The following is a 12,306-nucleotide window of genomic DNA, read 5'->3' as shown; positions in this document are numbered from 1 at the left end:
CCGGACGCGACACAGGGGTGCCCCCGGCCCGAACGGCCGGGGGCACCCCTTGTGTTCCGAGCCCACCGCTACGTCAGCGCCAGCATCCTCTCCAGCGCCAGCTTCGCGAAGCTCTCCGTCTCCCTGTCGACCTGGATCCGGTTCACCAGATTCCCCTCCGCCAGCGACTCCAGCGCCCACACCAGGTGGGGCAGGTCGATGCGGTTCATCGTCGAGCAGAAGCACACCGTCTTGTCGAGGAAGACGATCTCCTTGTCGGGGTGCGCGTTCGCGACCCGGCGGACCAGGTTGAGCTCTGTGCCGATCGCCCACTTCGAGCCGGCCGGAGCCGCCTCCAGCGTCTTGATGATGTACTCCGTCGAGCCGACGTAGTCCGCGGCCGACACGACCTCGTGCTTGCACTCGGGGTGGACCAGGACATTCACGCCCGGGATCCGCTCCCGCACATCGTTGACCGAGTCCAGCGAGAAGCGACCGTGCACCGAGCAGTGCCCGCGCCACAGGATCATCTTCGCGTTGCGCAGCTGCTCGACCGTCAGCCCGCCGTTCGGCTTGTGCGGGTTGTAGAGGACGCAGTCGCCGAGCGACATCCCCATCTCCCGCACCGCGGTGTTGCGCCCCAGGTGCTGGTCGGGCAGGAACAGCACCTTCTCGCCCTGCTCGAAGGCCCAGTCCAGCGCACGCTTCGCGTTCGACGATGTGCAGATCGTCCCGCCGTGCTTGCCGGTGAAGGCCTTGATGTCGGCCGAGGAGTTCATGTACGACACGGGCACGACCTGCTCCGCGATGCCGGCCTCGGTCAGCACGTCCCAGCACTCGGCGACCTGCTCCGCGGTGGCCATGTCGGCCATCGAACAGCCGGCGGCCAGGTCGGGCAGTACGACCTTCTGGTCGTCCGAGGTCAGGATGTCCGCAGACTCGGCCATGAAGTGCACACCGCAGAAGACGATGTACTCGGCCTCCGGCCGCGCCGCGGCGTCCTTGGCCAGCTTGAAGGAGTCCCCGGTCACGTCCGCGAACTGGATGACTTCGTCGCGCTGGTAGTGGTGCCCCAGGACGAAGACCTTGTCCCCGAGCCTCTCCTTGGCTGCACGAGCGCGCTCCACCAGGTCCGGGTCGGACGGGGAGGGCAGGTCGCCGGGGCACTCCACACCGCGCTCGCTCCTGGGGTCGGCCTCGCGGCCGAGCAGCAGCAGGGCGAGCGGCGTCGGCTGGACGTCGAGCTCCGGGCGGGCTTGGGCGGTGGTCACGACACGCACCCTTTCTTTTCTGCAGACAGACCTTCTCGTCTATTTGACGCTATCTATCATAACCGCTTCACGTCACTTTGACGACGGCCATAGCGTCCATGTGACGCACCCCCCGTCCGCAGATCGGTGCCCCCCGTCGATCCGGTGTGCGAGCATGAAAGGGAACAACATGCCCTCGGCCCCGGAATGAATCCGCGGCCACGCCGGTTGCAAACGTCGGCAAGCAGTCTCCGTACAACCCGGGAGAGAAGCAGATGTCCGTATCGGACGAGACCACCACCGTGAGCGACGGCATCCTTCTGTCCGACGCCGCCGCAGCCAAGGTCAAGGGCCTGCTGGAGCAGGAAGGCCGGGACGACCTGGCGCTGCGCGTCGCCGTTCAGCCCGGTGGCTGCTCGGGTCTGCGCTACCAGCTGTTCTTCGACGAGCGTTCGCTCGACGGCGATGTCGTGAAGGACTTCGACGGCGTCAAGGTCGTCACCGACCGGATGAGCGCTCCGTACCTGGGCGGCGCCTCCATCGACTTCGTCGACACGATCGAGAAGCAGGGCTTCACGATCGACAACCCGAACGCCACCGGGTCCTGCGCCTGCGGCGACTCCTTCAGCTAAAGCTGAGCCCAGTCGGGCGAAAGGCGGCGGCCCCGATCTCCGGGGGTCGCCGCCTTCGTCTGTCCGGCGTCCGGTCCGTCCGGCGTCTGTCGGACGCCGCTCCAGAAAGCACCTGCTACTGCACACGAGCTACTTCAGCGGGACGGCCTTGCCCGTCTCCGCGTCCACGACCTTCCGGTCGCCCAGCGGCTTGTCCAGCGTCACCTTCTCCGTCAGCTCCTTCGCGATCATGACGCAGATCCGCTTCGGGTCGGGATTCGACTCGACGACCCGGACCTTCACCTGGCTGGCGCTCTCACTCGCCGTCGCCGCGTAGTCGCTGCACACGCCACCCCAGAAGGTCACGGACAGAACCCGCCCGTTCACGCTGTACGACGTGATGCCCCGCTCGGACCCCGCGACAGGATCCTTCGGCGGCTGGGTCGGCTTGATGTTCCGCTTCGGCGGTGCGGACTTCGACAGGAACTTCGGGTCCACCGCCGTCTGGGTGACCGTGAACGGCTGGGCGCCGCCATTCGGCTTTACCTCGAACAGCCACGACGGTACGAGCACCTGCTGTCCGTCCACGTACTGCGCTGCCAGCCCGAAAACGGCCTTGCCGACCGTCAGCCGCTCAGGACCGGCCGCCTTGCTCTTCGGCTTGCACGGCGCCGCGGGCTTCTGCTCGCCCTCCACCGGCACCGGGGTGGCGCAACCGCCGATCCCGATCGGGCCCGCGCCCTCACCGGCCTTGTTCAGCTGCTTCAGCGCCTCCTGGGCCGAGACCACCGGATACTCGTCGCTCTTCTCGGGCTTCTTCAACTGCCCGCTGCCGCCGACCACTTGACCGTCCGCACCGACCTGGATCCCGGTCGTCCAGCCGTACGTCGGCAGCCCGCCGACCGCCGGAGCGGCATTCACCACCCGTACCGCGCCCATCAGTTGGCGGGCATCCAGCTCGGCGTCGCTCTGGCCGGCCGCCTTCAACACGGGAGCGGCAGCCTTCTTCGCGGCCTCCTCGCTCACCGCGGGGCCCTCGGCAGCCTTCCCCGTCTTCCCCGGCTCGCCGCGCGAGGGACACGCCTTGCCCTTCAGGCAGTTGTCACCGCCCGGCGAAGCCGCGAACCGGGCGAACGTCCAGGTGCCCGGCGCCTGCTTGTTGACCTGGAGGAGCGGGCCCGCGCCATCCTTTTCGGCGCCGATCTTCCAGGCCGGGCCGACCGGTCGCGGTGTGCCCGGCAGCCCGAGCGCCTTCGCCAGCCGGGTCACCTCGGCCTCGGTGACAGCACCGTTCGTACGGTAGACAGGGGCCGAATCCGGACCGTCCGGCAGCTTGCCCTCGGTCCGGTAGACGATCCCGCCATTGGGGTCGGGCTCGCCGGGCGCGATGCCGGGGCCGCCGCTGCCCGCAGAGGTGTCCAGCGAGAGCAGTGGCGGTGCCATATCGCGTGGCGCACCGCTCTTGGCGTCCGCGCTGTCGCCGCCGCCGCCACCGAAGCCGGCCGTCGCGAAGTACGTACCACCTCCCGCGACCAGCACCGCCGCCGCCACCGAGGCGACGGCGAGCGGGGAACGCCGGCGGTGCGGGCTGTCCGCGCTGTTGGGGGGTCGCTCCGTACTGCTCACCGCATCGCTCCTTGTCTCATGCCCCCTTCTGCCGGGGGCACGGATGGGACGGAGCGGGGGAGCGCACGGTTCCCCTCCGTGCGCCTCTTGCGCGTCAGCCGCCGTATTGCGCCAGTCGACGCACCGCGTCAGTCGCCGTATTCGGACATTGCATCGATCAGGCGGGCGGAAGCGGCCGGAACTACGACACCATGGATACGGGACGGCGGCACGGGCGCGGCCACAGCGGCCGCCGGCACCACCCAGTGCGGAGCCATCCGTGCGCAGTCACCGCGCAGCTGGGCCAGGCTGATCTCGGACTCTCGCTGCTCGCGCGGGGCGATGTGCTTCGTCATATTCGCACCGTACGAGTCGGTAGCCCAGGAAAAAAGCCCTACTATCGGGTAGTTTCCGCACTTCAGGACAGGTGCTTCGACCCGGTAGCGTTAACTGTCAACGCCACCCCGCCACAGGAGCGTCCTCGCCGTGCGAATCGCAGTCACCGGCTCCATCGCCACCGACCACCTCATGACCTTCCCCGGCCGCTTCGCCGACCAGCTGGTCGGCGACCAGTTGCACACGGTCTCCCTCTCCTTCCTCGTCGACAACCTCGACGTGCGCAGGGGCGGTGTCGGCGCCAACATCTGCTTCGGTATGGGCCAGCTCGGCACCAGGCCCGTCCTGGTCGGCGCGGCCGGAGCCGACTTCGACGAGTACCGCGCCTGGCTCGACCGGCACGGCGTCGACACCGGCTCGGTCCGTATCTCCGAGGTCCTGCACACCGCCCGCTTCGTCTGCACGACGGACGCCGACCACAACCAGATCGGCTCCTTCTACACGGGCGCGATGAGCGAGGCCCGTCAGATCGAGCTCAAGAAGGTCGCCGACCGGGTCGGCGGCCTCGACCTCGTACTGATCGGCGCGGACGACCCCGAGGCGATGCTCCGCCACACCGAGGAGTGCAAGACCCGCTCCATCCCGTTCGCCGCGGACTTCTCCCAGCAGATCGCGCGGATGAGCGGCGACGACATCCGTACTCTCCTCGACGGCGCCACCTACCTCTTCTCCAACGAGTACGAGAAGGGGCTCATCGAGTCCAAGACCGGCTGGACCGACGAGGAGATCCTGGGCAAGGTCGGCCACCGCATCACCACGCTCGGCTCGCGCGGCGTCCGTATCGAGCAGGCCGGTCAGGACGCGATCGAGGTCGGCTGCGCGGAGGAGGAGGCCAAGGTCGACCCGACCGGCGTCGGCGACGCGTTCCGCGCGGGCTTCCTCTCGGGCCTGTCCTGGGGTGTGAGCCTGGAGCGCGCGGCCCAGATCGGCTGCATGCTGGCGACCCTGGTCATCGAGACCCTGGGCACCCAGGAGTACACCCTGCGCCGCGCCCACTTCATGGACCGCTTCACCAAGGCGTACGGCCACGAGGCCTCGGCCGAGGTCCGGACGTACATCGCCTGATCAGCAGTCCCGATCAGCAGTTACGAGCGCCGGCGGACCACATAGGCCACGCCCCGGTCCGCCGGCCGCTCACCCACGTACTCCTGGTCCCGCATCTCGCACCACGCCGGGATGTCCAGGCGCGCCGCCTCGTCGTCCGCGAGGACCGTCACCGTGCCACCGACCGGTACGTCCCCGATCACCTTCGCCAGCTCGATCACCGGGATCGGGCAGAGCTTGCCGAGCGCGTCCACGACAAGCGACGCCTCCTTGCCGGTCCCGGTGGCCGCGACGGGCGCTCCGAGCCGCTCGCGCACCCCGGCAACCACCCCCGGCAGCACCTCGAGAAAGCGGTCCACCTCCACCTCGGTCGTACCGAGAGGGAGCGAGACACGGACATTTCCCTCCGACAGCACACCCATCGCCCGCAGCACATGGCTCGGCGTCAACGTGCTGCTCGTGCAGGAGGACCCCGACGAGACCGAGAAACCCGCCCGGTCCAGCTCGTGCAGCAGAGTCTCTCCGTCGACATAGAGACAGGAGAAGGTGACGAGATGGGGGAGCCGGCGCACCGGATCACCGACCACCTCCACATCCGGGACCAGCTCCGGGACACGGGCCCGGATCCGGTTCACCAGGGCCCGCAGCCGTACCGCCTCGTCCGCCGCCTCCGCCCGCACCGCCCGCAGTGAGGCCGCGGCCGCCACGATCGCCGGGATGTTCTGGAAGCCGGCCGTCCGCCCCGACTCCCGCTCGTCGGCGGGCCCTTGAGGGGCGAACCGGACACCCTTGCGCACGGCGAGCAGTCCGACTCCCGCAGGACCACCCCATTTGTGGGCACTCGCCGCGAGCAGTGACCAGTCACCCTCCACCGGCCCCCAGCCGAGGGACTGCGCCGCGTCCACCAGCAGCGGCACCCCGGCCGCCCGGCACGCCTCGGCGACCAGGTCCACCGGCTGCTCGGAACCCACCTCATGGTTGGCCGACTGCAGACAGGCCAGCGCGGTGTCCTCACGCAGCGCGGCGGCGTACACGGCAGGAGAGACCGCTCCGGCCCGGTCCACCGGGACCTCGGTCACCGCGGTGCCGTCCGCCGCCTCGTGCGCGGCCGCCGAATGGAGCACCGAGGAGTGCTCGACCGCGGAAACGACCAGGTGGCGCCCGACACGCCGACGGCCCGCGAGAGCGCCGGAAATTCCCAGGTGAACCGCGTGCGTCCCCGAAGGGGTGAAGACCAGCTCGTCCGGACGGCAGCCCACCGCCTCCGCCGCCGCCTCCCGCGCGGCGTCCAACAGCAGCCGGGCGCGCCGCCCCTCACGGTAGAGCCGGGCCGGATCGGCCCAGCCCTCGTCGAGGGAGGCCTGCAGGGCCTGCCGGGCAACCGGGTGCAGGGGGGCGGAGGATGCGGTGTCGAAGTAGGGCACCCTGCCACGCTAACCCCCGTACACGGAGGGGCCGTCAGATGCCTGCCGGAGGCCGGGATTCCGGGGGGATTCCACCCCTTCGGGGAGTCGGGCGGCGCGTTGGGCACCCTCCCCGCGCGACCCCAAATAGCGTCCAGTAGGGTTTGGTCCGCATAAACATCCAAACCCCTGCCCGCGTCAGGGCCGGCGACCGACCAGCGAGACGGCCGCGGCATGCCGCGCGGGCCGAGACTCTCGGGAAGGCGCTACGTGAGTCCCAACGGCTCCGACCGCTCGTCGCGGCGCCCGATGCGGCGGAAGCTGCTCCAGGTGCTGACCGCGGGTGTTGTCCTGGCGACCGCCTCCGGTTGCACATACAAGGACTTCCCCCGCCTGGGTATGCCCACCCCGGTAACGGAAGAGGCCCCTCGGATCCTCTCCCTCTGGCAGGGCTCGTGGGCGGCAGCGCTCATCACGGGCGCGCTGGTGTGGGGTCTGATCATTTGGAGTGTCATCTTCCACCGGCGCAGCCGCACCAAGGTGGAGGTACCCCCGCAGACCCGGTACAACATGCCGATCGAGGCGTTGTACACGGTTGTTCCGCTCATCATCGTTTCGGTGCTCTTCTACTTCACCGCGCGTGACGAGTCGAAGCTCCTGACCCTCTCCAAGCCCGCCCACACGGTCAACGTGGTCGGCTACCAGTGGAGCTGGGGCTTCAACTACATCGAGAACGTCGAAGGCACCTCGGGTGACGCCAAGACCAACAAGGCCCTGGGCGCCATCCCCGACAGGTTCCGCGAGGACTTCCCGGCGGCCGCGGGCGGCGTCTACGACGCCGGCATCCCCGGCACCCGGAATCCGCAGACCGGAAACCCGGGCCCGACGCTCTGGCTGCCCAAGGGAGAGAAGGTCCGGTTCATCCTGACCTCTCGTGACGTCATCCACTCCTTCTGGGTGGTCCCCTTCCTGATGAAGCAGGACGTCATCCCGGGCCACACCAACTCCTTCGAGGTGACTCCGAACCATGAGGGCACCTTCTTGGGCAAGTGCGCCGAGCTCTGCGGCGTCGACCACTCCCGGATGCTCTTCAACGTCAAGGTCGTCTCCCCGGAGCGCTACCAGCAGCATCTGAAGGAGCTGGCGGAGAAGGGGCAGACCGGCTACATCCCGTCGGGCATTGAGCTGACGGACCCGGCCCGGAACTCGGAGACGAACAAACTGTGAGCATCCTCAACGAACCTCAGGGTGCCGCCGCAGCAGCTGACGACTCGTACGAGAACGAGCTGCCGGTACGGCGCAAGCAGCCGGGTACTGTGATCGTGAGTTGGCTGACCACCACCGATCACAAGACCATCGGCACGATGTACCTGGTCACGTCGTTCGCGTTCTTCTGCATCGGCGGCCTGATGGCGCTCTTCATGCGCGCCGAGCTGGCCCGTCCCGGCACGCAGATCATGTCGAACGAGCAGTTCAACCAGGCGTTCACGATGCACGGCACGATCATGCTGCTGATGTTCGCGACGCCGCTCTTCGCCGGATTCGCGAACTGGATCATGCCGCTGCAGATCGGCGCGCCCGATGTGGCGTTCCCGCGGCTGAACATGTTCGCGTACTGGCTGTACCTCTTCGGCTCGCTGATCGCGGTGGCCGGCTTCCTCACCCCGCAGGGTGCGGCCGACTTCGGCTGGTTCGCCTATTCCCCGCTGTCGGACGCGGTCCGTTCGCCGGGCGTCGGCGCCGACATGTGGATCATGGGTCTGGCCTTCTCCGGCTTCGGCACGATCCTCGGTTCGGTCAACTTCATCACCACGATCATCTGCATGCGAGCCCCCGGCATGACGATGTTCCGGATGCCGATCTTCGTCTGGAACGTGCTGCTGACCGGTGTGCTGGTCCTGCTCGCCTTCCCGGTGCTGGCCGCCGCGCTCTTCGCGCTGGAGGCGGACCGCAAATTCGGTGCGCATGTCTTCGACGCCTCCAACGGCGGGGCCTTGCTCTGGCAACACCTCTTCTGGTTCTTCGGCCATCCAGAGGTGTACATCATCGCCTTGCCCTTCTTCGGCATCGTCTCCGAGATCATTCCGGTCTTCAGCCGAAAGCCGATGTTCGGCTACATCGGTCTGGTGGCCGCGACGATCGCCATCGCGGGCCTGTCCGTGACGGTGTGGGCGCACCACATGTACGTCACAGGCGGCGTCCTGCTGCCGTTCTTCTCCTTCATGACCTTCCTGATCGCGGTACCGACCGGTGTGAAGTTCTTCAACTGGATCGGCACCATGTGGAAGGGCTCACTGTCCTTCGAGACACCGATGCTCTGGACGATCGGCTTCCTGGTCACCTTCACCTTCGGTGGACTGACCGGCGTCATCCTGGCCTCGCCGCCGATGGACTTCCACGTCTCCGACTCGTACTTTGTCGTCGCGCACTTCCACTACGTCGTCTTCGGCACCGTGGTCTTCGCGATGTTCGCCGGATTCCACTTCTGGTGGCCGAAGTTCACGGGCAAGATGCTGGACGAGCGGCTCGGCAAGATCACCTTCTGGACGCTGTTCATCGGCTTCCACGGCACGTTCCTGGTGCAGCACTGGCTGGGTGCCGAGGGCATGCCGCGTCGCTACGCGGACTACCTCGCCGCCGACGGCTTCACCACGCTGAACACCATCTCCACGATCAGCTCGTTCCTGCTCGGTCTGTCGATCCTGCCGTTCATGTACAACGTCTGGAAGACGGCCAAGTACGGCAAGAAGATCGAGGTCGACGACCCGTGGGGCTACGGCCGTTCGCTCGAATGGGCGACCTCCTGCCCGCCGCCGCGGCACAACTTCCTCACCCTGCCGCGGATCCGATCCGAATCCCCGGCGTTCGACCTGCACCACCCGGAGATCGCCGCTCTCGACCAGCTCGAGCACGGCGGTCACGGAGCCAGCGTCCTTACCGGTGGCAAGACCGGTGACAAGGAGGACGGCAAGTGAAGATCCAAGGCAAGATGTTCCTCTGGCTGAGCGTCTTCATCCTCGCCGTCGCCGTCCTGTACGGCGTGTGGTCGAAGGAGCCGGCCGGTACCACCGCGCTCTTCCTGGCCTTCGGCCTGAGCGTCATGATCGGCTACTACCTGGCCTTCACGGCCCGGCGAGTGGACGCCATGGCCCAGGACGACAAGGAGGCCGACGTAGCGGACGAGGCCGGCGAGGTGGGGTTCTTCGCCCCGCACAGCTGGCAGCCGCTCGCACTCGGCATCGGTGGTGCGCTCGCCTTCATGGGCGTCGTCTTCGGCTGGTGGCTGCTGTACTTCTCCGCCCCGGTCATCCTGGTCGGCCTGTTCGGCTGGGTGTTCGAGTTCTACCGCGGTGAGAACCAGAACCAGTAACACCGCGTCAGCAGCACACGGGCCGGGCCCGGATCCCACTCACTCCTGAGAGGGATCCGGGCCCCTCGTTTGCAGTCACCCGGCGCGCCGTTATTGACCGATCTTCATAACGTGTGCTTATGAACCACACCCCGCACATACGCACCGTCGTCAGCTGCACCCTGCTGGTCGTGTCCCTCGGGGCGGGCGCGGCCGCGTGCTTCGGGTCCGACGGCAACCCGCTCGCCGCGAAGCCGTACGACGCGGCGGAACAGATCTCCTTCAACGCGCCGTCCGACAGCGCCAAAGCGGACCCGGACAAGCCTCTCGAGATCACCGTCGACGGCAGTGACGGCCGGATCACCGATGTCATGGTGACCGACGAACGGGGCCACCACCTGGCCGGCGAACTCTCCGCGGACGGCGGCCGCTGGCGCTCCACGGCGCCCCTGTCGGCCGGCGCCAAGTACACCGTGAAGGTCTCCATGGAGGACGAGGACGGCTTCCCGGGCACCCGGACGATCACCTTTGAGACCGCGCCCTCCAAGAAGCTCCTGACCGTCCAATTCGGCCCGAAGGCGGGCACGTACGGCGTCGGCCAGCCCATCACCGCGGAGCTCACCGCCCCGGTCAGGGACAAGGCGGCCAGGGCGGTCGTCGAAAGCGCCCTGAAGGTCGAGTCCACGCCCGCAGTGGAGGGCACCTGGCACTGGGTGGACGACAAGAAGCTGCACTTCCGCCCGAAGGAGTACTGGCCCGCAGGCGCGACCGTCAGCGCGGTCAGCAACCTCCAGGGCGTCAAGGTCGCCGACAAGCTCTACGGCGGCGCCTCGCAGCCACTGAAACTCACCATCGGGGACCGAATAGAGGCCATAACCGACGCCGGCGCGCACCAGATGACGGTCAAGCGCAACGGAGAAGTGATCAACACCATTCCGGTGACCACCGGCAAGCCCGGCTTCTCCACCCGGAACGGAATCAAGGTCGTGCTCGGCAAGGAGTACTTCGTACGGATGCGCGGCACCAGCATCGGTATCTCCGCGGGCAGCTCGGAATCGTACGACCTGTCCGTCTACTACGCGACCCGCGTCACCTGGAGCGGTGAGTACGTCCACGCCGCGCCGTGGTCCGTCGGCTCACAGGGGTACGCGAACGTCAGCCACGGCTGCACCGGGATGTCCACGAGCAATGCCGCCTGGTTCTACAAGACCGTGCGCGAGGGCGACATAGTCAAGGTCATCAACAGCGCCGGCGCCGAGATGGACCCCTTCGGCAACGGCTTCGGCGACTGGAACCTGTCCTGGGACACATGGCGCAAGGGCAGTGCCCTGGTGGCCGGGACCAGGGACGGCAGCAGCCCCGACGACACGGCGCGACTGCGTCCCCAGGTCTGACCGGCCGGGGCCTCAGGCCTGAACGGCGAGCCTGCGGCGCAGCAGGGCGGCCAGGGAGTCCGCGAACTCCACCGGCTCGACCGGAAGGGTCACCGCGGCCTCCGCACGGCTCCAGGTGGCCAGCCAGGCGTCCTGCGGGCGGCCCATCAGCAGCAGTACGGGCGGGCAGTTGAAGATCTCGTCCTTGATCTGCCGACAGACGCCCATACCGCCCGCGGGAACCGACTCGCCGTCCAGTACGCAGACATCGACACCGCCCTCGTCCAGCGCTTTCAGGACGGCAGGGAGGGTCGCGCACTCCAGGAACTCCACCGGCGGCAGATCGGCGGCCGGCCTGCGTCCCGCTGCCAACCGCACCTGCTCGCGGGTGCCCGAGTCATCGCTGTAGACCAGCACCGTGGCAGTCGCCTGCATTGTTCCTCCGCCTCGTTGGATCAGGAACCGATGCGGCGGATGCTACTCCGTCCGACTGCCTGTCAACAGCGGTTCGGACACCGCTTCGATGGGCCGTTCGGGCAGGACACACCCCACTGACACACCGAACGGCACCCCCCGGGGTGAGGGCGGGATAAGCGACCGACATAATGTCGGTCGTGGCGACAGCAACGACAGTAGAAACCGGGCACGCGCACCCGTCGGTCAATCGGCCGAACCTCACCAGCGTCGGAACCATCATCTGGCTGAGTTCCGAGCTGATGTTCTTCGCGGCCCTCTTCGCGATGTACTTCACCCTGCGATCGGTGACGGGCGCCGAGCACTGGAAGGAAATGGCTTCGTCCCTGAACTTCCCGTTCTCGGCGACGAACACCACGATCCTGGTGCTCTCCTCCCTCACCTGCCAGCTCGGCGTCTTCGCCGCGGAGCGGGGCGATGTGAAGAAGCTCCGCACCTGGTTCACGATCACGTTCGTGATGGGTGCGATCTTCATCGGCGGTCAGGTCTTCGAGTACACCGAACTGGTCACGAAGGACGGCCTCTCGCTGTCCTCCGACCCGTACGGCTCGGTGTTCTACCTGACCACCGGCTTCCACGGCCTGCACGTGACGGGCGGCCTCATCGCATTCCTGCTGGTACTCGGCAGGACGTACGCGGCGAGGAGATTCACGCACGAGCAGGCAACCGCCGCCATCGTCGTGTCCTACTACTGGCACTTCGTCGATGTCGTCTGGATCGGCCTCTTTGCCACGATCTACATGATCAAGTAACGGCGCAGGCACTCGCTGCCTGAAGCAGACACAGTCCAGAAGCATCGACGCAGAAGATCCTGACACCGGG

General features: G+C 67.6%; 12 protein-coding genes. 7 read left to right on the top strand and 5 right to left on the bottom strand.

What is annotated here, in order from left to right:
* Positions 1-68: 68 nt before the first annotated feature.
* A complete protein-coding gene (gene nadA / locus AB0D12_RS00890; RefSeq protein ID WP_362675549.1) occupies positions 69-1,259 on the bottom strand; it encodes a quinolinate synthase NadA in 1,191 nt (396 codons plus the stop codon).
* Positions 1,260-1,504: 245 nt separating this feature from the next.
* Between nadA and AB0D12_RS00885 the strand changes: the two genes are divergently transcribed.
* The gene (locus AB0D12_RS00885; RefSeq protein WP_030933606.1) at positions 1,505-1,861 is read left to right on the top strand and encodes an iron-sulfur cluster assembly accessory protein; all 357 of its coding nucleotides are present in this window, start codon (positions 1,505-1,507) and stop codon (positions 1,859-1,861) included.
* A gap of 129 nt (positions 1,862-1,990) precedes the next feature.
* On the opposite strand, the gene AB0D12_RS00880 is transcribed toward AB0D12_RS00885, so the two are convergent.
* The gene (locus AB0D12_RS00880; RefSeq protein ID WP_362675546.1) at positions 1,991-3,466 is read right to left on the bottom strand and encodes a hypothetical protein; all 1,476 of its coding nucleotides are present in this window, start codon (positions 3,464-3,466) and stop codon (positions 1,991-1,993) included.
* Positions 3,467-3,594: 128 nt separating this feature from the next.
* On the bottom strand, positions 3,595-3,801 hold the full coding sequence (locus AB0D12_RS00875; RefSeq protein ID WP_362675543.1) for a hypothetical protein: 207 nt from the start codon (positions 3,799-3,801) through the stop codon (positions 3,595-3,597).
* Between the two features lie 130 nt (positions 3,802-3,931).
* Between AB0D12_RS00875 and AB0D12_RS00870 the strand changes: the two genes are divergently transcribed.
* Entirely contained in the window at positions 3,932-4,906 is a 975-nt protein-coding gene (locus AB0D12_RS00870; protein ID WP_362675540.1) for a carbohydrate kinase family protein, read from the top strand.
* A 20-nt stretch (positions 4,907-4,926) separates the two neighbouring features.
* Here the strand turns inward: AB0D12_RS00870 and AB0D12_RS00865 are convergent, their stop codons facing one another.
* Entirely contained in the window at positions 4,927-6,309 is a 1,383-nt protein-coding gene (locus AB0D12_RS00865) for an aminotransferase class V-fold PLP-dependent enzyme (protein WP_362675537.1), read from the bottom strand.
* Between the two features lie 249 nt (positions 6,310-6,558).
* Between AB0D12_RS00865 and coxB the strand changes: the two genes are divergently transcribed.
* From coxB to AB0D12_RS00845, 4 genes are all read left to right on the top strand, one after another.
* The gene (coxB, locus tag AB0D12_RS00860; protein ID WP_362675535.1) at positions 6,559-7,515 is read left to right on the top strand and encodes a cytochrome c oxidase subunit II; all 957 of its coding nucleotides are present in this window, start codon (positions 6,559-6,561) and stop codon (positions 7,513-7,515) included.
* Positions 7,512-9,263, top strand: a complete 1,752-nt coding sequence (gene ctaD / locus AB0D12_RS00855) for a cytochrome c oxidase subunit I (RefSeq protein WP_362675532.1) — start codon at positions 7,512-7,514, stop codon at positions 9,261-9,263. The genes coxB and ctaD overlap by 4 nt, the downstream gene beginning before the upstream one ends.
* Complete coding sequence (locus tag AB0D12_RS00850; RefSeq protein WP_362675529.1) at positions 9,260-9,658, top strand: cytochrome c oxidase subunit 4; 399 nt, start codon at positions 9,260-9,262, stop codon at positions 9,656-9,658. The genes ctaD and AB0D12_RS00850 overlap by 4 nt, the downstream gene beginning before the upstream one ends.
* A 119-nt stretch (positions 9,659-9,777) precedes the next feature.
* Complete coding sequence (locus tag AB0D12_RS00845; protein ID WP_362675526.1) at positions 9,778-11,031, top strand: Ig-like domain-containing protein; 1,254 nt, start codon at positions 9,778-9,780, stop codon at positions 11,029-11,031.
* 12 nt (positions 11,032-11,043) lie between these two features.
* On the opposite strand, the gene AB0D12_RS00840 is transcribed toward AB0D12_RS00845, so the two are convergent.
* Complete coding sequence (locus AB0D12_RS00840; RefSeq protein ID WP_327323088.1) at positions 11,044-11,445, bottom strand: hypothetical protein; 402 nt, start codon at positions 11,443-11,445, stop codon at positions 11,044-11,046.
* Between the two features lie 170 nt (positions 11,446-11,615).
* Here AB0D12_RS00840 and AB0D12_RS00835 point away from each other — a divergent pair, with 170 nt between their 5' ends.
* Entirely contained in the window at positions 11,616-12,236 is a 621-nt protein-coding gene (locus AB0D12_RS00835; protein WP_362675523.1) for a heme-copper oxidase subunit III, read from the top strand.
* Positions 12,237-12,306: the final 70 nt, after the last annotated feature.

Source organism: Streptomyces sp. NPDC048479 (genome assembly GCF_040651435.1).
Taxonomy (GTDB): domain Bacteria; phylum Actinomycetota; class Actinomycetes; order Streptomycetales; family Streptomycetaceae; genus Streptomyces.
This window is presented reverse-complemented; position numbering and strand designations above follow the sequence as displayed.